Annotated in this window: 24 protein-coding genes and 2 pseudogenes; 9 read left to right on the top strand and 17 right to left on the bottom strand. The window is 51.7% G+C overall.

Annotation, left to right across the window (positions count from 1 at the left end; translation table 11 throughout):
- Positions 1-145: 145 nt before the first annotated feature.
- The 7 genes and pseudogenes from RAL90_RS06550 to RAL90_RS06520 form a co-directional block, all read right to left on the bottom strand.
- Complete coding sequence (locus RAL90_RS06550) at positions 146-1,453, bottom strand: type II toxin-antitoxin system HipA family toxin (protein ID WP_306253715.1); 1,308 nt, start codon at positions 1,451-1,453, stop codon at positions 146-148.
- Positions 1,443-1,781 carry a helix-turn-helix transcriptional regulator gene (locus RAL90_RS06545; protein ID WP_306253714.1) on the bottom strand — a complete coding sequence of 113 codons (339 nt, stop codon included), beginning with the start codon at positions 1,779-1,781 and terminating at the stop codon, positions 1,443-1,445. Before RAL90_RS06545 ends, RAL90_RS06550 begins: the two co-directional genes overlap by 11 nt.
- A 534-nt stretch (positions 1,782-2,315) precedes the next feature.
- Complete coding sequence (locus tag RAL90_RS06540) at positions 2,316-3,020, bottom strand: IS6 family transposase (protein WP_306253713.1); 705 nt, start codon at positions 3,018-3,020, stop codon at positions 2,316-2,318.
- Between the two features lie 262 nt (positions 3,021-3,282).
- The gene (locus RAL90_RS06535) at positions 3,283-3,612 is read right to left on the bottom strand and encodes a type II toxin-antitoxin system RelE/ParE family toxin (RefSeq protein WP_306253712.1); all 330 of its coding nucleotides are present in this window, start codon (positions 3,610-3,612) and stop codon (positions 3,283-3,285) included.
- A 219-nt stretch (positions 3,613-3,831) separates the two neighbouring features.
- Positions 3,832-4,149, bottom strand: coding sequence for a hypothetical protein (locus RAL90_RS06530; RefSeq protein ID WP_306253711.1), 318 nt, complete (start codon positions 4,147-4,149; stop codon positions 3,832-3,834).
- A gap of 475 nt (positions 4,150-4,624) precedes the next feature.
- A pseudogene (locus tag RAL90_RS06525) lies at positions 4,625-5,092 on the bottom strand (IS6 family transposase); the annotation flags it as partial.
- 12 nt (positions 5,093-5,104) lie between these two features.
- Positions 5,105-5,329, bottom strand: coding sequence for a hypothetical protein (locus RAL90_RS06520; protein ID WP_306253710.1), 225 nt, complete (start codon positions 5,327-5,329; stop codon positions 5,105-5,107).
- A 657-nt stretch (positions 5,330-5,986) separates the two neighbouring features.
- Between RAL90_RS06520 and RAL90_RS06515 the strand changes: the two genes are divergently transcribed.
- From RAL90_RS06515 to RAL90_RS06495, 5 genes are all read left to right on the top strand, one after another.
- Positions 5,987-6,277 carry a type II toxin-antitoxin system RelE/ParE family toxin gene (locus RAL90_RS06515; protein ID WP_306253709.1) on the top strand — a complete coding sequence of 97 codons (291 nt, stop codon included), beginning with the start codon at positions 5,987-5,989 and terminating at the stop codon, positions 6,275-6,277.
- Positions 6,278-6,297: 20 nt separating this feature from the next.
- The gene (locus RAL90_RS06510; protein WP_306253708.1) at positions 6,298-6,597 is read left to right on the top strand and encodes a HigA family addiction module antitoxin; all 300 of its coding nucleotides are present in this window, start codon (positions 6,298-6,300) and stop codon (positions 6,595-6,597) included.
- A 24-nt stretch (positions 6,598-6,621) separates the two neighbouring features.
- A complete protein-coding gene (locus RAL90_RS06505; RefSeq protein WP_306253707.1) occupies positions 6,622-6,975 on the top strand; it encodes a hypothetical protein in 354 nt (117 codons plus the stop codon).
- 167 nt (positions 6,976-7,142) lie between these two features.
- Complete coding sequence (locus RAL90_RS06500) at positions 7,143-7,784, top strand: AbiEi antitoxin N-terminal domain-containing protein (RefSeq protein ID WP_306253706.1); 642 nt, start codon at positions 7,143-7,145, stop codon at positions 7,782-7,784.
- Between the two features lie 79 nt (positions 7,785-7,863).
- Positions 7,864-8,631, top strand: a complete 768-nt coding sequence (locus RAL90_RS06495) for a nucleotidyl transferase AbiEii/AbiGii toxin family protein (RefSeq protein ID WP_306254047.1) — start codon at positions 7,864-7,866, stop codon at positions 8,629-8,631.
- 276 nt (positions 8,632-8,907) lie between these two features.
- Here the strand turns inward: RAL90_RS06495 and RAL90_RS06490 are convergent, their stop codons facing one another.
- The 5 genes from RAL90_RS06490 to RAL90_RS06470 form a co-directional block, all read right to left on the bottom strand.
- The gene (locus RAL90_RS06490) at positions 8,908-9,615 is read right to left on the bottom strand and encodes an RES family NAD+ phosphorylase (protein ID WP_306253705.1); all 708 of its coding nucleotides are present in this window, start codon (positions 9,613-9,615) and stop codon (positions 8,908-8,910) included.
- On the bottom strand, positions 9,612-10,061 hold the full coding sequence (locus tag RAL90_RS06485) for an antitoxin Xre-like helix-turn-helix domain-containing protein (RefSeq protein WP_306253704.1): 450 nt from the start codon (positions 10,059-10,061) through the stop codon (positions 9,612-9,614). Before RAL90_RS06485 ends, RAL90_RS06490 begins: the two co-directional genes overlap by 4 nt.
- Before the next feature lie 930 nt (positions 10,062-10,991).
- Positions 10,992-14,249 carry an error-prone DNA polymerase gene (locus tag RAL90_RS06480; RefSeq protein WP_306253703.1) on the bottom strand — a complete coding sequence of 1,086 codons (3,258 nt, stop codon included), beginning with the start codon at positions 14,247-14,249 and terminating at the stop codon, positions 10,992-10,994.
- Positions 14,246-15,748: a DNA polymerase Y family protein gene (locus RAL90_RS06475; protein ID WP_306253702.1), complete on the bottom strand. Its 1,503-nt coding sequence runs from the start codon at positions 15,746-15,748 to the stop codon at positions 14,246-14,248. The genes RAL90_RS06480 and RAL90_RS06475 overlap by 4 nt, the downstream gene beginning before the upstream one ends.
- Positions 15,654-16,253: an ImuA family protein gene (locus RAL90_RS06470; protein ID WP_306253701.1), complete on the bottom strand. Its 600-nt coding sequence runs from the start codon at positions 16,251-16,253 to the stop codon at positions 15,654-15,656. Before RAL90_RS06470 ends, RAL90_RS06475 begins: the two co-directional genes overlap by 95 nt.
- 95 nt (positions 16,254-16,348) lie before the next feature.
- Between RAL90_RS06470 and RAL90_RS06465 the strand changes: the two genes are divergently transcribed.
- Together RAL90_RS06465 and RAL90_RS06460 are read left to right on the top strand one after the other, a co-directional pair.
- The gene (locus RAL90_RS06465) at positions 16,349-17,059 is read left to right on the top strand and encodes an SOS response-associated peptidase (RefSeq protein ID WP_306253700.1); all 711 of its coding nucleotides are present in this window, start codon (positions 16,349-16,351) and stop codon (positions 17,057-17,059) included.
- Between the two features lie 265 nt (positions 17,060-17,324).
- A complete protein-coding gene (locus RAL90_RS06460) occupies positions 17,325-18,098 on the top strand; it encodes a sulfotransferase family protein (protein WP_306253699.1) in 774 nt (257 codons plus the stop codon).
- Positions 18,099-18,466: 368 nt separating this feature from the next.
- Here the strand turns inward: RAL90_RS06460 and RAL90_RS06455 are convergent, their stop codons facing one another.
- The 4 genes and pseudogenes from RAL90_RS06455 to RAL90_RS06440 form a co-directional block, all read right to left on the bottom strand.
- A complete protein-coding gene (locus RAL90_RS06455) occupies positions 18,467-18,919 on the bottom strand; it encodes a transposase (protein ID WP_306253698.1) in 453 nt (150 codons plus the stop codon).
- A 47-nt stretch (positions 18,920-18,966) separates the two neighbouring features.
- Positions 18,967-19,275, bottom strand: a pseudogene (locus tag RAL90_RS06450) (helix-turn-helix domain-containing protein); the annotation flags it as partial.
- A 90-nt stretch (positions 19,276-19,365) separates the two neighbouring features.
- Positions 19,366-19,497, bottom strand: coding sequence for a hypothetical protein (locus RAL90_RS06445; protein WP_306253697.1), 132 nt, complete (start codon positions 19,495-19,497; stop codon positions 19,366-19,368).
- Positions 19,498-19,586: 89 nt separating this feature from the next.
- Entirely contained in the window at positions 19,587-20,351 is a 765-nt protein-coding gene (locus tag RAL90_RS06440; RefSeq protein WP_306253696.1) for an IS5 family transposase, read from the bottom strand.
- Positions 20,352-20,494: 143 nt separating this feature from the next.
- Here RAL90_RS06440 and RAL90_RS06435 point away from each other — a divergent pair, with 143 nt between their 5' ends.
- On the top strand, positions 20,495-21,661 hold the full coding sequence (locus tag RAL90_RS06435; protein ID WP_306250226.1) for an NAD-dependent epimerase/dehydratase family protein: 1,167 nt from the start codon (positions 20,495-20,497) through the stop codon (positions 21,659-21,661).
- 18 nt (positions 21,662-21,679) lie between these two features.
- Positions 21,680-22,414, top strand: a complete 735-nt coding sequence (locus RAL90_RS06430; RefSeq protein WP_306253695.1) for a phosphoadenylyl-sulfate reductase — start codon at positions 21,680-21,682, stop codon at positions 22,412-22,414.
- Positions 22,415-22,688: 274 nt separating this feature from the next.
- Here RAL90_RS06430 and RAL90_RS06420 read toward each other — a convergent pair whose 3' ends face one another.
- Entirely contained in the window at positions 22,689-25,466 is a 2,778-nt protein-coding gene (locus RAL90_RS06420) for a glycosyltransferase (protein WP_306253694.1), read from the bottom strand.
- Positions 25,467-25,633 lie beyond the last annotated feature (167 nt).

Genomic DNA, 25,633 nt, shown 5'->3' with positions numbered 1-25,633 from the left:
AATGGCAGTGGCCCTGCCGGTGAAATCTGGACCTGTCGTGATTTGATTCCGGCCTTGATAGGCGCATATCTACATTTGAGGAGCAGTCCACGGCGATATTACTTTTTGTGTTTTGCTTATTATGTCTTTTGTATGCCGATATTACCTACCTGCGAGCCTCATCTGCAAGCGTTTTGATCGAAGCCAGCTTGCCTTCGAGGTGATCGAAGGCAAATGGATTTAAGAACTGACGCCTCCAGAACAGATTTCGGTCCACTTCCGAGAATGCGGCTTCATCGCAGATTTCATTCCAGTGCTCGGCGATGGTTTCGATTTGATTTTCGACGATCTCCACCGCCTGAGTTTCAGACAACAGGAAATTATGGGCCGAACTCAGACAAACGCTAATCCGGCTCAAGTTTACATCGTCATGAATGAGCATGGCCTGACCGGCTTCCTGGCCGGCGCGTCCCTGCGGACAGATATCGTAGGCGGGTGTTAGGCTTAAGCTTTCGCCATCCCAAAACGCCGCGTGATTGCGCGCATGATCATCGGTGTTGCCGCAAAGGATGTTGAACACGAGTCGCCCGAACAACTCGCGCAGCATTGCCTGCGGATCGGCGAAGCGGTGGCGGATGATTTCCGTCAAGTCCTGATAGCTGGCGTAGCGCGCCATCATTTCATCGAGTTCGAGCATGGTAAGCGCTGAAACCATGGCTCGTCGCTGCCAGTCGTTATCGCTTGGTATGCGGTCAAAGCGCTCTACGAGGAGCACATCCTTTCCGGCAGCAGACTTGAGCGCAACGGGAGCAACATCGAGACCAGCTTTTGAGGCCAGCCGCATGGCGATGAATTCGCCTTTGACAACGTTATAGGTGTCGTTTGAGGCGGAGAATTTCGCGATAAATTTCTTATCGTATTCTTCGATGAGCGCTTTGGGGCGCGCACCACCGATGGAGCTGCCATGCTGAATGGCCTGCGCGAGCTCAGGGGTGAGCGGCACGCCTTTTTCAATGAGCTCTGCTGCGCTCAATAATTCTTCGAGGCTGGCGTTCTTTGGATCGCGCGGAATGTACTTTGTGGGCGAACGCTGAAAATCGAGTGCGCCAATCCGGTCTGATCCAGACTCCAGAAGGAAGGCGATTTCTGACATCCAATGATTGTCGAGGGCAGCGCCCTTAACACCGAATTTGCGGTTGAGAATAACGCGCCGCCCCCAGGCATCGGGCGCCGCATCGCGAAGGGTACTCGGCATGGTAAGGCCGTCTGGCAGAGGCAATGCACCAGACTGCAATGGCAGTTCTGGCAAGTAGAGGGGAATTGCCTCCTCGCGCGACAGATAAGACTTTCCGTAGTTAAAAACCAGTGCATGCGGGCTCGCTCCCTCCGCATACAGACGACCCGCAACAACGGGGTGGGTTTTGCCCGGCAGCCATATCCATATATAGGCTTCCTCAAAGGTATCAGAAGTCATCTTTGACCGCTTTTTTTCGTTTGTGTGTGTGTTTTGGCAAAAGCGCGAGCTTGTCCTGTATTTGCGCAAGCCGCTCGCTCAGCCGTCCGGGCTCAGAGTCAAAGAGGGATACGCCGACAATGGCGGCACACTCGAACACCGTGCCAATTTCGACTTTCGGATGGCCTTTCTCGATGCGCTGGAGTGTACTGCGGGAAATACCGGCCCGCTCCGCCAATTCCTGTGCAGTGAGATTGCGTTCTTTTCGGGAGGCGCGGATCAGTTTGCCAAGCAACGTGAGCGCTTCGCGGGTCTGGCGGGAATAGGTGCGTTGGTCGATGCGGGCCATGATCACATTTTGGTTTATTGGCGAGCCATACCCCAATAATATGGTTCGTCTATAACTCTTTATGTGTTAGCAGAGTCAATTTGTCAAGAAATGATTTATCAATGATCCATATTGCATATATATGGCTTACATATAATTCAGAATAGTAGTCCAAAAGGCTGGTCTGATCATCCTCCGGGTCTGCGATGCCATAGACAAGCCGGGACATTTCGAGGGTACTGGCGCCCTTAAAGATCGGTTCGGTCTGCACATGCTACTCAGTTTGGTCGTTTCTCCAGATCGATACTGAGACTTAACGTCCCAATTTCTGCCCCCGCAGGAGAGCCGTCGACCTCAATGCTTGCTGATCTCATCCACGGGGAAGCTGACACCTCATATGTCTGTTTTGCGCAAAAGCAGACCTTAAGAGGCGACTTTCAGAATGATCGTTTCTGGCGAATTCTGTTGAAAAAGCCTTCGGTTTGAAGGGGTCTGTTGCGTTGCTGGACGATCAGCGTAAGCTTTATTTTCTATCTCGCATAAAGATCCAGTTTCTTATGCCGTTTCTGGAAAAAGCTCTTTGATAAAACGGATTTCGCCTATGGGTCCTGGCGACTTCCTCACGACATGGCCTTTCTTGATCATTCGCAGGGCTTCAATCCCAGCCAATACTGCCTTTGCTGAGGAGAGTGATTTAAAACCCCGCATAGGATTCAGCCTCTGCTTCAGGGCTGCATGATCACTTTCGATGCGGTTATTCTGCCATTTTCGATCAATATGCGTGATGGCCTCATCGGGGAGCATCCGCGCATTCATTTCTTTCATCACCCGAGCATAAGTGGGTGCCTTATCCGTCACAATACTGAGGGGCTGATAGAGCCGTGACTTGTCTCGGGCTTGCCGCATAAACACCTTTGCTGCAGCTGTATTTCGTCTGGCGGTGACCCTAAAATCAATAAGTTGGCCTCGTTGATCGACAGCGCGCCAGACATAACACCATCGCCCACCGACCCGCAGATAAGTCTCGTCAACATGCCAGCCTAAACCGCGCCAGCTGCGATGTTTCTGGCTGCGTTTGGCAATCTCAGGGCCGAACTTGCGGACCCAGCGATACACTGTCGATGCATCAACGATGATCCTCCGTTCAGCCAGTAGGTCTCGGACATCACGATAGGAAAGACCGTATCGGCAATACCAGCGAACGGCACAGAGGATCACATCCTGTGAAAATCGATGCCCGCGAAAAGGGTTTCTGGCCATGCCAAGCTCCCTTGAAAAATCCCTCCATCCTCACGCCGGATGATAAGCAACGCAACAGACCCACCTAAAGCGTATTCATCCGGCCCTCGCCCTGGTCGCGGCCGCAGAAGAAAAACCAGGTATTCAAGACCAAAACGCTAAGGGGCGCTGCCCCTCGCGCGCATCAAGTAAAATGCGGGTGCTTGCAGCCGTCCTATTTTACTTGACCCTTGCTACCCCTGTCCTTCGCCAGGAAGTCAGAAGGGCTAACGCCCTTATTTTTTTATTCATCAGAAAATCGATCTTCACGAGCATGGTGAACTCTGTAGACGACAATCTCCATTTTCTTGTCATCAACGCGATAACGCACAAGAAATCCTTCCTTTCCAAAAGGGGCATAAGCTTCCCTTAAATCAAAGTCATGGGATCCTCTAAACTGCGGATATCGATATGGGCCGGGATAATTACCGAGTTGATCAATCGTGCTTTCGATTGAATCAATCGCCTTTTCGGCTAGCTCAGCGCCGATTATGCGGTAAAATTCGTTTATACGCGAAAGGTCTTCATAGACCTCTAAAAGAACTGTTATGGAATAATTTGAGGTTTCGGGCATGGAGCCTGTGGATCAGTTTTTCGTTGTTCAACCCAACCTTTGAATTGATCCAAGGTTGTACCAAGACGGGTATCGTCAAAACGCCCAAGGCGTTCTTGCGCAATCTGAAGTTCGCGGACTTCCTCTTCCGTCAGGTCTATTGTGTGTGTTTCACTCATAATTTCAATTGTATCATATGTGAGGTTAATAAATCCAGCCCTGCCCTATTGTCCTGAAAACCTACCGCCTTTGTCGATCAATCAACGCCAGGACTTGGCTGGTTGCTCCATATCGAATGGTTTGGTCTGGCTCCAATAGAGCCGCCTGGAAGCGTTCGCAATGAAGTTTAGTCTTATCGCTACGCGTCGATAGAAACTTAATTGCTGGGGCAATCTCAGCGGCTTTTATTTCACGTTCTAAGCATTCAGCCTGGGCACGTCTTAAAATCTCGACGCTTGCGGCAAGCGCCTCTTTCAAATTAAATTCATCGAATAGCGGGTTTCTGAAGGCCATAGACGCTGAATTTTGCTGTAGCTGGCGAAATATGTCCTCTGTCATTTTTTCTTTCCAGGGATGACGCGGCGTTTGTTCATTCTATGTTCCATAGCAACACACCTTCTTGCTCGTGGCAATAGTCACCTGTCCATATGGACAAAAGTCGTTTTTTTTGTCTGTCTGTTTTGAGGGAACCCCATACGGCTCTTTGGGCATAAGATCAGCGCAGCTGATCGTTGCCCTAATTTCTTCGCCGTCTGTTTTCAGTGTGACCCCAAAGCCATTTTTAGGGGACAGCCGCGCGCAAGGGGTTTTCAAATTGGGCGCTTGCGCCCCCTGCCCTGGCAGGTTGATTTGAAAAGCGCGAGCACGGCTGTAACCGTTAAAAAAATGGTTTGTGGGTGAAGCTGACAAACTGCAAGAAAACTAAAGTATCGGCCTTACGGCCGATTCCTTCTGATTCATCCGCAGGGGTCTGTTGCGTTGCTGGACGATCAGCGTAAGCTTTATTTTCTATCTCGCATAAAGATCCAGTTTCTTATGCCGTTTCTGGAAAAAGCTCTTTGATAAAACGGATTTCGCCTATGGGTCCTGGCGACTTCCTCACGACATGGCCTTTCTTGATCATTCGCAGGGCTTCAATCCCAGCCAATACTGCCTTTGCTGAGGAGAGTGATTTAAAACCCCGCATAGGATTCAGCCTCTGCTTCAGGGCTGCATGATCACTTTCGATGCGGTTATTCTGCCATTTTCGATCAATATGCGTGATGGCCTCATCGGGGAGCATCCGCGCATTCATTTCTTTCATCACCCGAGCATAAGTGGGTGCCTTATCCGTCACAATACTGAGGGGCTGATAGAGCCGTGACTTGTCTCGGGCTTGCCGCATAAACGCCTTTGCTGCAGCCGTATTTCGTCTGGCGGTGACCCTAAAATCAATAAGTTGGCCTCGTTGATCGACAGCGCGCCAGACATAACACCATCGCCCACCGACCCGCAGATAAGTCTCGTCAACATGTCAGCCTAAACCGCGCCAGCTGCGATGTTTCTGGCTGCGTTTGGCAATCTCAGGGCCGAACTTGCGGACCCAGCGATACACTGTCGATGCATCAACGATGATCCTCCGTTCAGCCAGTAGGTCTCGGACATCACGATAGGAAAGACCGTATCGGCAATACCAGCGAACGGCACAGAGGATCACATCCTGTGAAAATCGATGCCCGCGAAAAGGGTTTCTGGCCATGCCAAGCTCCTTTGAAAAATCCCTCCATCCTCACGCCGGATGATAAGCAACGCAACAGACCCGTATTTTTTGCGTCCGTTAGCCTCGCTCTTAATGAGGATAGCCGTGCTATTGCGTGCTTAGAATCTTGCGACAAATCCGCTCAGAGTGCTTTGTAGCGTTCCTCATCGTCAACAGACATGGTACACAAGATTTTCAATGTTTCTTTGTTTGATTTTGCTGATCCATTATCGCCATACATGATCATTGAACCACTCTGCGAAAAGCTCCAGCGCCTGATCGGCTGCAAGTGCGTTAATGCCCACAGGACTTGCCACCCCAAGAAGTGAAATCGGTTCACCCGGAAGAGTGCCAGGGGTAATATCGCTCTGACTTAGCGGAACAAATGACGGCTCACCTCCAATGCAAATGGAGAACACTGATTTAAATCGTCATCCGCGAAGTTACCGTTCACCACGAGCCGCCTTAAGGTATCCCGTTGCCAAGATGGACGACCTTGTGACCACGCCAATATTTCCTTAAATGCTCCCGATTCAGAAACCGGTGCATTTTCCATTGCTTGAGCGTTTTCACAACTTTGATTTTCCATATTTAACGACCTAATTTTTAGAAATGTATCCCGTTGCGTTACACAATACAATATGTTATATTTGTATTATGGAGATCAGAAATATTCGCCATAAGGGCCTGCGCAACTATGTGGAGAAGAACAATCCTAAGGGGTTGCCGCAAGATTACCTCGCGAAGATTACCGACATCATGGCCTTCCTAATTGATATGGAAGACGTGGATGAAGTGATGGATCTGCAAAAATACAAACCGCATCTACTGAGCGGTGATCGCGCTGGCACATATAGCTTACACGTTACGGCCAACTGGCGGATCACGTTTCAATACGATGCTGATGAGAATGAATTGTATGACGTGGATTACGAAGACTACCACTGAGCGCGAAAGGAGTAAGAGTTATGGCGATTAAAATAGGCATGAAGCCTCCACACCCAGGTGGATTTATCAAGCGTTCGGTGCTTCCCGATGGCTTGTCAGTAACGGATGCTGCCGAGGTGCTTGGCGTAGGTCGTCCAGCCTTGTCTAATTTATTGAATGAGAAGGCTTCGCTTTCACCGGAAATGGCTTTGCGGGTGGAAAAAGCGTTTGGTGTAAAGATGGATACATTACTACGTTTGCAGGTGCGATACGATGCGTATCATATGCGTCAGCGAGAAGATGATATTAGTGTGATGAAATTTCAGCCTGCGAAAGCATAATGAATGAATTTTCAGCAATTCGTCATGAAACAAAGGTTTGAAGCCCGCGAATTTGTTGAGCGTGGCGTGGGAAGTGAAGTATACGATCTATTATCTCAAGTGGTCAGCCAAGAACACATTGTGCTGACAATAGCCAGCCTTCAGGATTTTAGAAAATTTACAATCGCGATAATGCTTGCCTCGCATGTGTCAGATCATGACATGGATCAATCCGGAGATTATGCGGATTTTTTATCTGAACTCGGTGAGGAAGAATGGATTTTTGCGCTAAGCTTATGTCCATATCGAAAGATTGATGCCAATCTTAAAAATATTGATTTATCCGTAAAATCTCTCGGACAAACTTATATCGGAATTGTTGCCACTCAGGGGCTCTGACGTGAGCCCCTATTGGTCCCTCATTTGAATGGAGAGTCCGTCAACAGGAGAGTAGCCGAGTTACGGTGACGGCTCCAGCTTGCGATTGCACCAGGGTCGGGCTGCTCCGATCACCCACTCGACGAATACCAATCAGCGTGTTACATAACCTCGGACAGAAACGCGTCTTGTCCGAGATTATGAAACACGCTTCATCACCCTCTGCAACGCAGCAGGAAAGGCTCCTTGCCTATCTGCGCAAGCACGACATCGCCCGCGCGGTCGAGCTGCGGGAGATTGGCGTCAGCGCAACCGCGATCTCAAGGGCGGTGGAAGCTGGCGACGTCGCCCGGATTGGTCGCGGCCTCTATCAGGCAGCCGATGCGGAAGCAGATCTCAACACCAATCTTGCGGAAGTCACCAAGCGGGCGCCGCGGTCGGTCATCTGCCTTCTCTCCGCACTGGCCTTTCATGGTCTGACAGACCAACTGCCCCGCAAGGTCTGGTTTGCGATTGGCGCCAAGGACTGGGAGCCGTCGATCGCCTATCCGCCGGTGCGCGTCGTCAGGTTCCGCGAGCCCTACTTTTCCGATGGCGCGGAAGCACATCAGATCGGCGGAACACAGGTGCGCATCTATTCCGTGCCAAAGTCGATTGCGGATGCTTTCCGAAATCCGAAACTGGTTGATCGGTCGGTGGCGATCGAGGCGCTCAAGGCGGCCCTCCATCAACGCAAGGCCACGCCAGCTGTCCTCATGCAGGCCGCTGCGGACTATGGCGCTGCCAAGATCATGCGCCCCTATCTGGAGGTACTGACCTCGAATGGCTAAGTCACCAACGAACATCGCGGCTTCGGTGCGCCAGCGCCTCCTGAACCTTGCCCGGTCAGAGGGCCGCGACTTCTAGACACTGCTTGTCGCGTTCGGTCTGGAGTGGCTCATCTGCCGCCTGTCCAAATCTCCGTACCGTGACACTTTTGTCCTGAAGGGCGGAATGCTGGTCACCCTCTGGACCACCGATCCCGGCCGCTTCACACGCGACATTGATTTCCTCGCGTTCGGCCAAACCGGCGATGCAGCGCTGACCGCAATCTTCTCCGAAATCCTGGCACTCGACGCCGGAGACGGTCTTGAGTTCAGCATTGACACCATCACCACGACCGACATCCGCGAAAATCAGGTCTATGGCGGCAAACGCCTGCGAACTGTGGCCTATCTCGGCAAGACAGAAATTCCGATCACCATTGATCTTGGCTTCGGTGACGCCCTGCCCGACCCAAACTATGAGATCGAGTACGGATCGATCCTCGATTTCGAGCCCGCGCGCATCCGCGCCTATTCACCGGCAACGGTGATCGCCGAGAAATTCCAGGCGGTCGTCGCGCTCGGCCTCATCAACGGCCGCATGAAAGATTTCTATGACCTCTGGGCAATTCCAAGCGCGACCAAGATCGAGCCGGGCGACCTGTGCGTAGCCATCGCGGCGACGTTCGAACGCCGAAATACACCTATCCCGACTGAGGCGCCACAAGGTCTCTCCATGGCGTTCGCAGAGGATCCGGCAAAGGCCAGGCAATGGCTGACCTACGCCGACGGCACCGAACTCAAAGGCGTCCCGCTGAGCACGGTCGTGGCCGATATCTGGACCTATCTGAGAGCAGCCCTCGACATAAATTGAGGTCGACGGCTCAGTGTCGGCGTAAAAAGTTTCCTCAATGTCATCTTCGTGGCCCGCTAAAGCACCTTGTCCGTCACCAGCCTGCTGCCTTGGATGTATCGCAGGCCTGTTGAGACCGTGGCCCGATGCCGTTACCAGGCCGCCTCCCCGCCATGATCATCAAACCGGAAAATACTCCGGCCAGGTGGTCCAACATTGGGGAGCGCTTCAATTGAGCCATTTTACTAATATTAGATGGCTGCATTCAAAGGGGTCGGGTCACTCCATCGAGTTCCCTCAAACACCACTCAGTTTTGAAACTGTCATTTCACCATTGCGATCCCAATCGTATTGATAGTGATCCCCTTGCATGACGGGCAATGGAATGGCTTGCGGCCGAAATATCACAATGTTCTCTCCGCCATCATGACGTACACTATCATAGACCAGACCATCCTTGCCATCTTCATGGTGGGGCCATCTGATATCATTAGCAAAGGCTTGTGAGCCAGTGTAATCAGTCGAATGATAGAGTTCGGATGCCTCATCCCTCAATCCTCTGATATCAACCAATCTCAGATCTATCGTTGCAACCAACTCCCGCAGTTGTATCCGGTTCGGAAACCCGCCCACAGAGGCGCGCAACCGCCGTTCATTGTGATAACTGGTCTCGGCAATGGCGGTCTTGATATTGCGCGCTGCATACCAGGCCCCAAGGCCTTCACCATTGTACCTGCCCCCCTCTTGTGAGGTGTAGAGGAATGACGCTACCACATAGGCGGCACCATCGCCGCGCCCTTCGACGGGCAACGAGCCTTGCGGAAGGGCACTTAGTCTTCCCAGGATCTCATTTGCCCGTGGGTTGGTGGCAAGCTCAAGCTCGAGCGCGATGCGCTTTTCTTCCTCAGTATCATACAGTCCATCAAAGATATCGATGGGCGGATAGCGCGAATTGATCAGGCGCAGTGTGCGCCCTCGAATACGCTTCAGCGCAAAGTCGATCACCGAATGCCTCTCCACGCATCAAGATATTGGCGCGTCGCATGCATACCAATGATGCCGCCTTCTGACATTTTGTCAGCCGGTGAGAGACCATGGAAAGGTTGATCGGTATTAGCTCCCAGGAGCCAGCGTAATCCCGCTGCCTCATCTGCAAAGATCGTTTTCAGCCCCTTCTCAACACCAAGGCACAGCGAAATGCGCTCTAATTGATCGCGGTCCAGTTCGACGGGCTGTCCATCGGCTAATCTCTTTTTCCAACGCTGGAAGGTTGGTCTTGGTACATCACCCAGCAATCGCATTTGCTGTGTTCCATTGAGGCCCCAGCTCTCAGTAAGACGTAAAAAGAGTTTCAGGGCGACAGAAGATACAGTTCTCCGGCGCTTCGGATCACTTAAGATATCCGGTAACTGGGCGACAGGCTCAAATGCGTTTTGTATTATTTGGCTCATGACGATCTACCTCTTACGCAACAATATATCATATGATACATAATAATTCAAGTGATATACAATTGATGCTGAGGTCATGCGAATATTCTACAAGAAATTCGCCCTCCGTTGCAGAATTCTTGCGTCAACGGTTCTAACCCGCTTTACCTCTCCCAGATCATTGTGACAGCGCCTCCAGATAACCCAAGTCGGGTTTTCCCGGATCCTGGCGAGGGCCCCGTTTTACGTGCCGCTTAAGCACGCGCCAGATTCTCTCACCTCCAGGTTGCTCGGCCATGATCCGCTGGCGCTCCGGTAGTTTGCGTTTGCATGTCGGCCTCCATAGCTCCCAGTCAACCAATTTCCCCGGCAGGCGGGGTGGGCGGCGGAAAAGACCGGTAAGCGCCGAGCCCCTGAGGGGGCGGGTCAATCCGACCTGGTAGGACCACTCAACTAATTCAAACGGATCAAAAGCCAGGGCGGTTGTACACGGCACCGGCTCGGGGCTATCCGGTCCGTCCGCCCACCCCGACTGCCTCAGGGAAATCATCAAACATGCCGGCACGCCCCCGTGCCGTCGCGCTCTATGGCCGCGTCAGCGGGCAGCGGCGACCCCTCTGCCTTTTCCTTGAATAATGGGAGGCAGTGGGAAGCGCCGCTGCGGCCCCGCCCTGCGAGCCCCCGCATGCCCTGACCATTTCACGCGCGTGAAATGGTCAGGGACCGGCGCACGAGCCGGCAGGTTTGGCAGCGCCAAACCGAACAGTGCGTCAGCGCGGGGCCAGATCAGTGCCACCGTCCGGTGGCTCTATTTTCCCGGCATCAGGGATCGACGCCGAATGGCCAAGACCGGCATGGCCGGGCTTGGTTCACGAGAGCCCGGCCCGGCTTCAGCCGAGAGATTGCAAGTAGGAAATTTTTCATCTTTATAGTGAATAAGTATTTTTCCCTTCATCGAAAATCCCGTGTTTTAAACAACCGTCCAGCCTGCTGCCTCGGATGTATCGCAGCTGCCTGTTGAGACCGTGGCCCGATGCCTTTGCCGGGCCGCCTCCCGGCCAAATGCCGGTGGTCCTCGCCCGCCTTCTCCCGGCTATCAATCTGGGGCCGTTTCGCCTCATCCTGGGAGCCCCAGGTCATATCGATCATCTCATTTTCAGCGATGCCGAGGTCATCAAAGAGGTGTGACCAGTCTTCAATATCAAAAGCGATCACGTGGATGACAAGCCCTTCTTTCTGGACTTTGCCTTTGATCTTCAACAACCGCCCTTGCATCACGGTTGACCTAAATTTCTCAAACATTTTGGGCCAGACAATCACATTGGCAGCGCCTGTTTCATCTTTCAGGGTCAGGAAGATCACGCCGCTGGCAGTCCCTGGCCTCTGACGCGTGATGACCGCTCCCAGCAGGGTGACAAACCCGTCCTGCGGCGCATCCCGTAATTGCTGGTTCAACGTCACCTGCCCTGGCACAGATTGACGCACAAGCCGCACCGGATGATCCTTCAAAGAGAGCCGGCTACTGACGAAATCTTCAAACACATCTTCACGATGCGACAGGACCGGCAGCCCTGTTTCTTCGTCAATCTCTTCACCCGCGTCACCACACTCTAATAATGGCAGTGGCCCTGCCGGTGAAATCGCCTTGGTATGCCAGAGCGCTTCTCTGCGATTGATCCCCAAAGACGCAAAGGCATCGGCCATGGCAAGTTTCTTCAAGGCGCGCTGCCCCAGGCCTGCCCGTCGCCATAGCCCTTTAATATCGGCATAACCACCACCTCGCTGCGAGACCAGCCGATTCGCGTCTTCTTTCTGCAATCCCTTGATGATCTGGAAGCCGAGGCGCACGGCAAAACCGCCCTTGCCATCTGGCTCTGGCACGCTCTCCCAACGAGAGTGATTGACATCCACAGGCCGTACTTCCACGCCATGCTCGCGCGCATCCTCCACCAGTTGCGCCGGCGCATAAAACCCCATGGGCTGGGAGTTCAGGATCGCGCAAAGATAGAGTTCAGGGTGGTGATGGCGCAGCCAGGCTGACGCATAGACCAGCAGTGCAAAACTTGCCGCATGGCTTTCGGGAAAGCCATATCCTGAAAACCCTTCCAGCTGTTTGAAACAGCGCTCGGCGAAGTCCTTTTCATAGCCGCGCGCAAGACAGCCTGTCATAAACCGCTCCTGAAAGTCCGAGACGGATCCGACCCGCCGGAACGCGCCAAGTGCCCGGCGCAATCCATCCGCCTCATGACCATCAAAGCCTGCCGCAACCATGGCGATCTGCATCGCCTGTTCCTGAAACAGCGGCACCCCAAGGGTACGCTTCAGGACTTCTTCCAGCTCTGCTGACGGATAGACCACCGGCTCTTCCCCGCGCCGGCGTTTCAGATAGGGATGCACCATATCACCTTGTATCGGGCCTGGCCGGATAATCGCCACTTCGATGACAAGATCATAGAAACATCTGGGGCGCATGCGCGGCAGGAACGCCATTTGCGCCCGGCTTTCCACCTGAAAGAGCCCCACCGTGTCCCCCTGACAAAGCTGATCATAAACCGACACGTCCTCCTGTGGCAGGGTTGCCAGTGAATAGCGTGTCCCTTTCCAACCTTCGATCAGGTCAAAGGCCCGTCTGATCACGCAGAGCATTCCCAACCCCAGCACATCAATCTTCAGCATGCCAAGCACATCAATATCGTCCTTGTCCCATTCAATGACTGTCCGGTCTTCCATGGCGGCATTTTCCACCGGCACCAGTTCATCGAGGCGGCCCTTGGTGATGATGAAGCCACCCACATGCTGCGACAGATGCCGGGGAAAGCCGATGATCTGGCGGATCAGCCCAATCGTTTGCCGCACCCGGAGATCATCAAGGCTCAATCCGGCGGCAGAGATTTTGGCAGTGTCAGGTCCCGAAGATGACCAGCCCCAAATCTGTCCCGACAGGGCCGTGATCGCATCTTCAGAGAGCCCCATGGCCTTGCCCACCTCGCGGATCGCCGAGCGCGTCCTGAAATGCGCGACCGTCGCACAAATGCCTGCCCGGTGACGGCCATATTTCTCATAGATATGCTGGATCACCTCCTCGCGGCGCTGATGGTCGAAATCCACATCAATGTCCGGCGGTTCATCGCGTGCTTCGGAAACAAAGCGTTCAAACACCATGGTAATGATCTCTGGACTGATCGAGGTAATCCCGAGGGCATAGCAGATCACAGAGTTTGCCGCTGATCCCCGTCCCTGGCACAGGATCTTCCGCGACCGGGCAAAAGCCACCACATCATTCACGGTCAGAAAATAACGGGCATAATCAAGCTTCTCGATCAGGGCCATTTCCCGGTCGACCATATGGCGGACCCGCAAGGGCACGCCATCCGGATAACGCTGTTCAAGCCCTTCTTCGGTCAGCTCCCGCAAGCGTTCCAGGGGTGGTTTGCCGTCGGTGATTTCGTCCGGGTACTCATATTTCAGCTCATTGAGCGAGAAGGTACATGCATTCGCGATTTCAACAGAATTCAGCACTGCCTGAGGGTAGTGCTTGAACAGCCGATGCATCTCGAAGGGTGATTTCAATCGCCGCTCGCCATTCAAGAGCGCGCGCGTCCCCAACTCATCGACGGTACAGTGCTCCCGGATACAGGTCAGAATGTCTGCTAGCGCCCGGCGGCTCCCATGATGCATCAACACATTCCCGGTCGCGACCAGGGGCAATGCCAGTTCCTCAGCCAGGGCCGTGCGCGCTTCAAACCTGCCTGCATCCTGCCCATCATAGGCTGGTGACAAGGCAAGATAGAGAGTATCACAACAGCGCCGAACCACCTCCAGCGCGTGTCTGTCAGCCGTCAGTGCCAGAACAATCGAGCCGCCGAGCCAGTCTTCCAGGTCCTTCAAATATAGCTCGCACGACCCTTTGACCGTGCGGCGCTTGCCGATGGTCAGGAGACGGCATAAGCGCCCATAGGCAGCACGATCTGTTGGCAGCGCAATAAAGATCGTGCCATCAGCAAGTACTAGCCGCACCCCGACAATGAGCTGCACACCGACTTCATCAGCCGCCGCATGGGCGCGGACAATCCCGGCGAAAGTATTGACATCGGCAATCGCGATTGCGCCAAGCCCCTGCTCTGCGGCCCGTGAGACCAGCTCTTCTGGATGCGAGGCGCCGGTCAGAAAGGTAAAATTGGAGGTGACATCAAGCTCGGCATAACTCATGGGAACACCCCGGCAACCGTCCAGCTGGCAGGCTTCTCGCCGGGCCGTGTGGCAAGCCAGAGCTTTGCCCCGTCCCCTGTTTCCACCTGCCAGTAATCGCGCAACACCTCGCCGTCAGGCCCTTGCCACCAGGCCGACCCGATGCGTTCAGGACCTGCCGCCGAAACCGTCTCATACGGCTTCTTGCGCCAGGTGAACTTCCTTGGCGGTCGGCCCGGCTCTTCGATAGCGACAGGTTCATGGTCTATACTGAGCAAGGGGCGTTCAGCAGAACCTGACGGCCATGCATCAAGTGCTTTCCACTGGACAGCTTCGACAAACCGAAAACTCTTGCGGGGCAAATGCGATGATACGGGTGCCCAGCGTAAAACCCGGTCAAAACCAAGCTGGTTGCCTAATGTCGCTACCAGAGCTTCCAGACCATCCGGGCTTTCTGCCTCAGCAAAGCATTTCTGTACTGGCTTGAACGGTTCCGTTACCGTGGCAACAAGGCGTAACAGATCTATACCAGAGCCTGCATCAAGCTTTGGCAGTTTCAAATCAAACTGCCGCATAATCAGCCCTGCCTCGCGTGTGGGCCTGGCAAGACCTATTTCAAGTACTTCAGTGGCGTGATCAGCCCGTTCTGCGGTGAGCTGCAAGGCCCGTACCCCAAATTCATGCTCATGCAAACGCCTGCAAATCTGTTCTGTCAGACGACGGACTGCTTCACTCACATCCTCAAGCAACCCGGTGGGATCAGGTAGCGTGATGCGGGCAGAGAACACTGGCTGGGTTGCGGCAGGCAGGACGGGATCAGCGCTGATTCCGAGCAATTGCTCAAACTGCGCCAGAAACGCAAAGCCAAAGCGTTTGGCAAGGTCGGCAGATTTTAGAGGGTAGAGATCGCCAATCCGGTGAAGTCCGAGTCGCTTCAGTTCAAACATCACGCTCCCGCCTGCCCCTAGCGCTTCAACCGGCATCGCAGCGAGCCCGTCACGCCCTCTCCCCGGTTCAATGATCCGTGTCTCTCCACCAAACCGGGCAAGTGCTTTGGCGGCCCCCTTGGTCTCGGCAAGTCCGCCATAAGCCTCAACGCCCAAATCCCCCAGCATCAGGCAAATCTCTTCAATCATGGCAGCTTCCCCGCCAAACAGATGCGCACAGCCAGAGGCATTGATTAAAAGACCATCAGTACCATCAGTGGCAATCCAGGGAGAAAACCGCTCACTCCATCGCTGAAGTGCCCGCAGAAACAACTGGTCCCGTTCACAGTCACAGGGCTCTGTGACAAGATCAGGCACGCTCGCCCGCGCCGCTGCCAGGGTCATGCCGACCTCAAGCCCCAGTGCTTCTGCCTGCCGGTTTACACTCAGGAGACGGACCGTATTGCCATCTTCTTGCGTGACCGCAAAGGCGCAAGCTTCAACGGGCCAGCCGGCCCGGCCATACCGGTTCACCGGCAGGCGTGGCAGCCAGACGGCCAGCACCCGTGTTATGTTCTGTTGCCCCATACCCATAGAGATACCAGCTTCCTTCAACGCCCGACTTGTTCTTGTAGAGCGAGACATGCAGCCCCCGTGCGTCCCCCTGACGACAGGGCTGGCAATGCCAGCGCGTTTCTGCGGGGCTCGTAAAGGCCACCTCCCGCACCAGAATGATCCCCAAGGCGCCGCCTGTTTCCGCTGCCAATTGCAACCGTCTGAGGGACTTGCCGTCCGGCGTTGCAAAGAGCGAGAGAAGCACCACACGCACAGCCCCTGCCCGCAAAGCGGTCTCGGCTGCCCATAAGACATCTGTCTTCAAGGGACAGGCCACATGCACAAGCGACTGAGGATCAACAAAGCGCTCCAGCCCGTGAGGCTGCAGAGCGGCCAGCCAGTCCGGCGACCCGATACAAAGCGCTTCTCGGCCTTTCATGGCCCCAAAGGCCATCAGCAAGGCAAAAGCCAGCGCCCCGTCCCCACTGACTTCATGGACACGCCCCCCCTTGAGCTTGGGAATATATGTTCTGCTTTTGTTCACATCCCGAACTCTGCATTTTCGGGGTTCTGAGTCAAGGGGGCTTCCAGTAGCATAAAGAATAACAAGAATAGCGGGGACACATCATGTGCGGCTGTATGGCACGACGCAAAGAGATCAGATGGGAGGAATATCACGACCACCTCACCATCACGCCAACCCAGCACACGCTCGATTTTGGCCCCTATTACAATATCAAGCCGCAACAGAAAAAGCCCATCGTCGTCATCGAGAAGGATGGCCAATACATCGCCAGCCATATGTATTGGGGCATCATGTCCAAGTTCGGCAAGCTGATGATCAATGCGAGAGACGACCGTCTCTGGACCAGCGCCAAAGGCAACTACCCCTCCATGTGGCGCAAGATGGCCACCTCCACCCGCTGTCTCATCTTCGCCGACGGCTTCTATGAACCCGAGGGATCAAAAGAGGACAATACCAAACGTCCCTGGCATTTTTTTCAATTGCCGGACGAAGCCACCTTCGCTTTTGGGGGTCTTTGGACAGAAAATACAGATCCAGAAACTGGCGAAGTCACCGAAGGGTTCGTCATCATCACCACGGATGCCACTGACGCCATGCGGCCGATCCATAATCGCCACCCGCTGATGCTGAAACCCGAACAATGGGGACAATGGCTCAATCACAAAAATAACAATTCCGAAGCATTTCTGGATGAATTCATGAGACCCTGGGATGGACACCCGCTTGATCATTGGCGCGTATCTGATCGGGCAAAAAATTGGCGAAATGACGACCAGCAATGTATCGCGAAATACAAAACACAAAAAACTGGCTCGCTGTTTTAAAAGTTGAACACAACCTTGATGTGAGCCCAATCCCAGTGACGTGCACCCAAATCAGCACAATCTATAAATTAAACTCCACCACTGGAAAATCTCCTAGCCATCACTGACAGCAAACTCCAAAAAAGTTACAGTAACGCATGGATGTGAAGTGTGAAAAAAACTTTTCACACCGGACTAGGTGAGCTAACCCTCGAGCCTGCCGCATATTGCTTTTGTTGACGAACTGAAAACGATCACCGATCTAGAATAAAACCTGAATTGTAAATTGCGTAAATTGGGAAAAACGTTGCCTCCATCATCAAATCAAATGTTCCGTGCAAAAACAGAAAATCTACGGGGAATTTTAGACCCTGACCAACTCATTTTACGTGTCTTCATCTCGCTACAGTACAAATATATCTATGTTTCCGTACCTAAGGCGGCTTGCTCTACGACTAAAAATTACTTAGCTAGTTGTGAGTTGGGCTCGCAGGTAACCTACTTGAATTTTGAAGATGTTCACGATAGAATCCTTTCTCCACTGTTATCACCAACTCAAATCATGCACTTATTCCCAGAAATACTAAGCGATAAATCATTCTACAAATTCACCTTTGTAAGAAACCCTTACCACAGAATACTTAGTGCTTACAAAGATAAAATTATAAATCACAAAAGTTACAGATACCAAGTCATTAAACACATTCAAAATGACCCATTAACAGACAGACCAATCAGCTTCGAAGAATTCGTAAGAACAATTTATAACTGTGCCGATCACGAAATGAATACACATTGGATGCCGCAGCATCATCTGATTATGGATCATGCTATTCAGTACGATCATATCGGCAAAGTTGAGACTTATCAAAATGATATTTTGGAAATATCAAAATCAATTGGCTTGAAATTCAAATTTCTTCACCAAGAAACAAGAAATGAATCAAATTCGGAAAGGTACTTAAAAGAGTGTTACACAGATGACTTATGTCGCATGGTAAAAATTAAGTATCGGGAAGATTTTTTGAGGCTTTCCTACAGCAAAGTACCTACCTGGTGAGTCGGTCCTGACCTTCTTATTTTTATTACCATTATGATTAGATCAGATGAATACACAGATACCTGCTACATTTTCCGGAAAACTAGGCTCAGGATCTGTAATTTGCATTGATCTGGCGGTTATCCGTGGAGGGTCTCACTGATCTGTCCGCACTCATTCACGGTAACGGTATGCTGTGACGGTGCTCTATCGGGTCTCACAAGTTCGAACGTTGTAGTGACTCAAATCGAACTCTATCGATCGTTCACCAGACAGCCTTCGCATATCATCCGGCCCTGAGTTCCTTCTCGGGATGGCCGCCAGCTGGTCTGCTTCACTGAAGATCGGCGATCAAGCGTCACCACTGGCAACATTTTTATACCTCTCTTTTAAGCTTCGAACAATGTCCCATCGCGCAGCATGGCGTGCATGATCACCGCGAGACGCCTGGCAAGCGCCACACGAGCTTTTTTCAAGCCTCGCCGCCTTGCGATTTTGATGACCCATGTCTTGAGGGGAAAGGACTGTCGGACCCGGGGCAGGATCGAGTTGGCGGCTTCTTGCAAGAGCTTGCGCACCTGACTATCGCCCTGTTTGGTAATACGCCCCACCCAATCCACGTCGCCCGATTGATGTCGCCTTGGCACGAGACCAAAGTAAGCCCCGGCGGCGCGCGATCGTTTGTACCGGTCGGCGTTATCAATGGCAGCAGCGACCGCTGCAGCGGTTTGCACCCCGACCCCGGGTATGCCCATGAGGATCTGGCAGGCCGTTGAACTGGCCGCAATCTCCTTCACCAAACGGTCCAGCCAGGCGACCTGATCGACGAGGATTTCCCGCACCCCCCCCCCTTAACTGCCTCGCCGAGCCCGGGGATATCGCCGCTTGTCCTGGCATTGGCAGCCACGCGTTCGTAAGACCCGTCATACCCCAGCTTAACCAGATCAGCGTGCATTTGCTTGACCGTGCGCCGCTCTTTGCGCGACTTGCGGGTCTGAGCCAATAGCCAGGCAGACAATCGATCCGCATAGGGATCCAGTTTACTTGGGCGTTTTGGCGTCTTGAACTTCGGTTCCACCGCGCCTTCGCGCAAATACTTCTTGATGGTGTTCCGAGACAGACCCGTCCGCCGGGCAATCTCTCGAATTGGCATTTTATCACGCAATGCCCAGCGTCGAATAACACTCAAAAATCCCACGTCGATCACTCCAAATCTCCATAACCAAAAACGTCGGGGCCATGTGTTCACATGGATCAATTCTCAGTGACAATTTATGGGCATACCGGGTCAGTTCTCAGTGACAATCAACACCTCAGGCACACTATCGATGGTTTCGGTGTGAACTTGCTTGCCGCTCTCATCGACCACGCACACTTCGGTGCTTGCCATCGACAGGTCCAGTCCCGCATAAAGTTTCATGGCTGCTTCCTTTCTTCTGAGTTTTCACACACCAGAAGTTTCGCCCTGTTCGCAGGTCTTGAGGAAGCAGCCGCAAATTACACGATGACTCATTGAAGCCACCATATGACGATGGCAGCAAGAGTGATTGCAGCCATGAAGACATTGGCGCGTCGGTCGTAGCGTGTCGCGATGCGTCGCCAGAATTTCAGCTTACCGAACATGTTTTCGACCTTATGGCGCTGTTTGTACCGGGCTTTGCAGTAAGGGGCCGGGGATGTCAGTCGTTTCCGTGGCGGGATGCATGCCGTCAGCCCCTTGGCCTTCAGGGCCGCGCGATATTCATCGGAATCATAGCCCTTGTCGGCGATCATGATCGCCCCGGTTCCGTCCGGCAGTACGGGATAGAGGATCTTCGCGCCGATATGGCCTGAGGGCTGGCTAGCCGTCAGGCACATCGCCAGCGGGCGGCCTGCGCCGTCGCAAACCGCATGCAGTTTGGTGTTCAGGCCGCCTTTCGTACGCCCGATATGGCGGGAAAGTGCCCCCCCTTTTAGGAGGCTACACGCGGTTCGGTGAGCCTTCAGGTGTGTCGCGTCGATCATCAACATGTCCGGCGGGCCGTCCTCCGCTTCCAGGTGACTGAAAATCCGGTCGAAAACGCCCATTTCTGTCCAGCGGCGGAAGCGGTTATACAGCGTCTTGTGTGGGCCGTATTCGCGCGGAGCGTCCTTCCATTGAAGGCCATGCTTGATCACATAAACAATGCCGGAAATAACCCGCCGATGATCAACACGCGGCACGCCGTGCGAGCGGGGAAAGAACGGTTCGATCTTCGACATCTGGGCAGGCGAAAGCAGAAACACGTCCGACATGGCAAATCTCCTTTGCCATCGTCAATCAAAGTTCGCCTCTCATTGCAAATTAATAGGTCCTGAGCCTAGATCGTAATTTGTTTGACACAAACAAGTCCCGCTGCAAAGACGGTTCATATTAATAGCATGAGTGTTAAACGACTATGTCTAAAGTAATGGTTCTTGGTGGTGACGGTTTTTGTGGCTGGCCAACCAGTCTCTATCTATCGCGCCGTGGTCATGATGTGTGCATCGTCGACAATCTGTCACGCCGCAAGATCGACATTGAACTGGAAGTTGATTCCCTCACCCCGATCCGCCCGATCCACCAGCGCCTGGACGTCTGGAAAGAACTGACAGGTAACGAGATCAGTTTTTACAACTTCACAGTGGGCGAAAATTATCACCGTTTGTTGACCCTCATCAAGGAATTCCAGCCAGACGCGATCATCCACTTCGCCGAGCAGCGCGCTGCGCCCTACTCCATGAAATCAGCGCAGCACAAGCGCTACACGGTCATGAACAATCTGGGTGCAACCAATGATGTGCTGGCGGCGATCGTTGAAGCGGGCATCGACACTCATGTCATCCACCTCGGCACCATGGGCGTCTATGGCTATGGCACAGCCGGCATGAAAATTCCGGAAGGCTATCTGAAGGTCAAAGTCGAGACCGATCAGGGCCTGGTCGATAACGAGATCCTTTACCCTGCCAATCCGGGGTCAATTTATCACATGACCAAGACCCAGGACCAGTTGCTGTTCCATTTCTACAACAAGAATGACGACATCCGCATCACTGATCTCCATCAGGGGATTGTCTGGGGCACCCAGACGGAAGAAACCGCGATGCATGATGATCTGATCAACCGCTTCGATTATGACGGCGATTACGGCACCGTGCTGAACCGCTTCCTGATGCAGGCGGCTGTGGAATATCCGCTCACGGTACACGGCACCGGCGGCCAGACACGCGCCTTCATTCATATTCAGGACACCTGTCGCTGTATTGAACTGGCCCTGGAGAACCCGCCCCAGAAAGGCGAGCGGGTGAACATCCTCAATCAGATGACGGAAACACACCGGGTGCGTGATCTCGCCAAGATGATTGCAGAAATGACGGGTGCAGAAATTTCCTATATCGACAATCCGCGTAAAGAGGCTGACGAAAATGATCTGCATGTGGCAAATGATCGCTTTCTGGGTCTCGGTCTTTCACCGATCACACTTGATGAAGGCCTGATGGAAGAGATCAAGACCATTGCCGGTGAATATGCCGGGCGCTGCGATAAGACCAAAATTCCGTGTGTCTCTCTCTGGAACCAGAAGTAACCTCCCGCGAGGACACGCATGGTCGTCCGCACATTATCGGAGATTGAACGCGAGGAAGCTGTCGTTCGCCTGAACCGCGACTACAGCCGCGCGTCAGCCTTTGATGTGCTGTCGCACAGTATCAAGACGGAATTTCCCGGCAAAGTATGTGTCGTTTCTTCCTTCGGCACTGAGTCGGCGCTTCTGCTGCATATTGTCGCACAGGTTGATCCGAACGTGCCGGTGTTTTTCCTTGATACACGCAAACACTTTCCGGAAACGGATGAATATGTTGGAACGCTGACAGGGGCACTCGGCCTCAAGGATGTGCGGCGCATCTCACCAAACGAAGCGCACCTGATCGCGGATGACCCGGATGGCACCTTGCATGAGCGTGATACCGATCGCTGCTGCTATATTCGCAAAACCCTGCCCATGGTCCGGGTGCTGCAACCCTATACGGCCTGGATTTCCGGACGGAAGAGATTTCAGGGCGGCGAGCGTGCTGAACTGCAACTATTCGAAGCAGAAGACAAATGGATCAAGATAAACCCGCTGCACCGCACCAGTCAGGACGACATCAGGAAACATTTCGATGCCCTCAAACTGCCGCATCATCCATTGCGCTTTAACGGCTACCCCTCTATCGGCTGCGCGCCCTGCACTTCTCCCGTCGATGAAACAGATACAGACCCGCGTGCCGGACGCTGGGCAGGACAGGACAAAAGCGAGTGCGGCATCCACATCATAGATGGCAAAGTGATCAAAAGATAAATGAGCTCCGCCCATATAATAGAAAAAATGAATATACCATTTTGACATGCTGTCGCTGGGCCCGTGTCACTATGATTACAACAACATCAGGCCTCAATCCCCTCACGGCGGAAAACCACCGGCAACCGCCCGGCGTGCGCTTGAGCTACCTGACGGCTCCACGCACACCGCGCTCGCTAAACCGATAGAATTGAAGTATTCAGCAGTAGGACTCTCTAAATAAACGTGGGAGCCAAGGGGCCGAGGTCATTCATCATAAATCCTGCCTGCAATTTTATCCATTAAGCTGCTCAGTATCGATTCTTTGAAATTGCCCCAACGTTGCTAGCGCGGCTTCATATCCCGGCTTTAATCGCAGCGCCTCCTCTGCAAATGTTATACCTTCCCGATGCATTGATAACTTCTTCAATACGTTGGCGGTAAAAAGATAGTACTCTGGATTATTTGGCTGTAGGTTTGTCAATGATTTTGAAATTCTATAAGCCTCTTCTGCATTATCCTCCCTATATAAAACTTCTGCATAGGTTCTGATTACTGAATGATTGTTAGGATCGATCTCATAAGCTGCCAGCGCAAGCGATTTCGCCTCTGCATGGATCTTCCTTGCCAAAGCATATTTTGACATAATTACATACTTTTCTTCAATTAATTCTATTTCTTTGCAAACATTCATAAATTGACCGATCTTAAACGTCTTTTTTGAATAATTATTCTTAAAATAATCAACAATGGCATTACTATGGAAATTTCGTTCAGGATAATTTTGTTTTATTAGAAGCATAACATCCCGAAAAGCTACTAAATCCCCTACCACGATAGCTTCTTGAATTCGCTTCTGCAACTCAAGAACGGAAGAAGAATCTGTGCCACTTACAGCGCTCTCCAAGAAAATATCCAAGCTCGCCTCAGATATCCCAAAAGAGTTTGGCGTAGGAAGTTCCAACAGATCAGTACTTTTCGAACTATTATACAAATCAGTATAATAACATATTCTCCTAATATATCTTTTGTATTTTGTGGGTATACCTTCCTCGAGTGATTCAATTTCAAGATCTAGAGATTGACCCTTTCCTGTAGCGAAATGGGCAAATGGTGACATCATCCTATGAAAGTAGTTTTTATACCTTCCAATTACCCCAGAACTATAATATCTGCTTCCATTAAAACTGGACACAACATACTCAATAAACCTCATATTGTGGATAGCTGATTTAGCTCGGAATCTGATTTGTGACGGGTTCTGAACACGATCTCCGGAGTTTTCTCTTATTAAGTATCTATAAAAAGCAACCGGAACATGAACAAGCTTCGTAGATATTGCCATGAGAAGGGTGTTTTGCACAACATCTTCCGCTTTATAAGTTATGTCTGGCATGTACGGCAAGGTAGCAAGCCAGAGCTCCCTTCGATATAACTTGTTCCACATGGAGTTTGAAACTCCATCCAGTTCTAAAAACTTCCTGAAAGTATCCCCGCCCATGGAAGTGAACCTTTTCTTCACTAGTAGGCCGCGAATTCTCCGATCATATACCTCGGAATAACCACATTGCACAATATCCGCATCGGATCTCCTTGCAGCTTGCAACATTTCTTCCAGCATGTTTGGCAAAATTTCATCATCACTATCACAGTGTGCGATATACCTACCCTTTGCCGCGCGAACGCCAGTAAGCCTAGCCTGCAATAAGCCCTTATTTTTATCGTGGCAAATAATCTGTACTCGAGGATCCAGTTGGGCATAATCCTTGACTATCTGAATTGAATTGTCAGGCGAAGCGTCAATCACAACAATTATCTCAATATTCTTTAAGGACTGACTGCAAATGGAAGACAAGCATTGCGCAATGTATTCCTCTGTACCGTACACGGGCACCACAATACTCACATCTACACTTGAGCACTCAATTCTCTTGGAAGCGTAAGCTGTGTTCAATAAGTCATACATTTCCCCTGGGTATTCACAAAAATAACTTCGGAGCGGCAGAAAGCCGTTTATTCTACAAATTCTGACAATTGATTTCCATAAATACAACTTATCTCGCCCCGATGCATTACGCCAGGTAGAAATCAACCGGCGGACATAGTCATAATAGACAGACTTTTCGAAAGCCCCAACTTCAGGCCAAAAACGAACTAATAAATCCTTGGAGCGCAGGTATTTTTTGAGTCGTGCAATATGCCTAGCGGCTGAAAATGCACGCGCTGAGATTGATTCGATAGTCGGAGACCTGCTATCTGAACCAGCCGTTATGCGATATTTGTAAAACTGATCATCAATCGCGATATAACTCTTAGCCAACTGTAATAGGTGCTGATTCTGAGAAAGGTCTTCCACACGATAACTGACCTTAGGGAAATACTTCGACGCCCTCTCCCATAATGACCTCTTGTACAATTTATTGCATACTGAAAAATTGATTTTCCTATCCAGGAAACTCAAGAATATCGCACTCGCAGAAAGCTCAGGTGCGGGAGGAGTTGAGGGATCGTGTAATTCTTCATTACCATCTAGAATGCGCGACATTCCGAACTGCAAGATATCAGGTTTTTTTTTCGTACAAATTTCCTTACATGCATCCAAGGCGTTATTTGACAACCAGTCATCAGCATCTAAGTGACCAATGTACTGCCCTTTAACAAAAGCAGCACCGCTTTGGCGAGCTCTTAGCAAGCCAAGATTAAACCTATTTTTTACATAAACTACCCTATCATCTGAGATCAAGTGCATCAGTATCTTGTCAGCCGTGTCGTCTTGCCCACAATCATCAACCACGATAATTTCAATGTTTTCGAATGTTTGGTTTCGTAATGAGTAAATACAATCATCTATATATTCGGAAACATTATATGCAGGTATAATTATTGAAAAATATACACCACTACTTGTATTTTTTTTCACATCATTATCTATGTGTATTCTCTCGTCAATTTTATTAAAATCAAGCCGAGCATCCAACTCAATATTGTTCTCACGGCATAATTTTCTAAACAGCCTCTCATTTGTTGCCATCCGTTGGCCGCGGCTTGATATATATTGATGCAGAATATTCATAACCTGAGCCCTTCAGAGGAAAAAGTTGATGACAAGATAACTGGGAGTGATATTAGATGCACGCAATATATCATCCTTGCAAAAAATCTGGACGAGCCTGCCATGGATTCCGTTGCAGTCATTATTACCGCCCATAACATGGGAAATTTGCTCAGAGACACTATCAT

The organism is Parvularcula sp. IMCC14364, from assembly GCF_030758415.1.
Classification (GTDB): domain Bacteria; phylum Pseudomonadota; class Alphaproteobacteria; order Caulobacterales; family Parvularculaceae; genus Aquisalinus.
The sequence above is the reverse complement of the archived record's forward strand: the minus strand, read 5'-3'. Positions and strand labels throughout refer to the sequence as shown.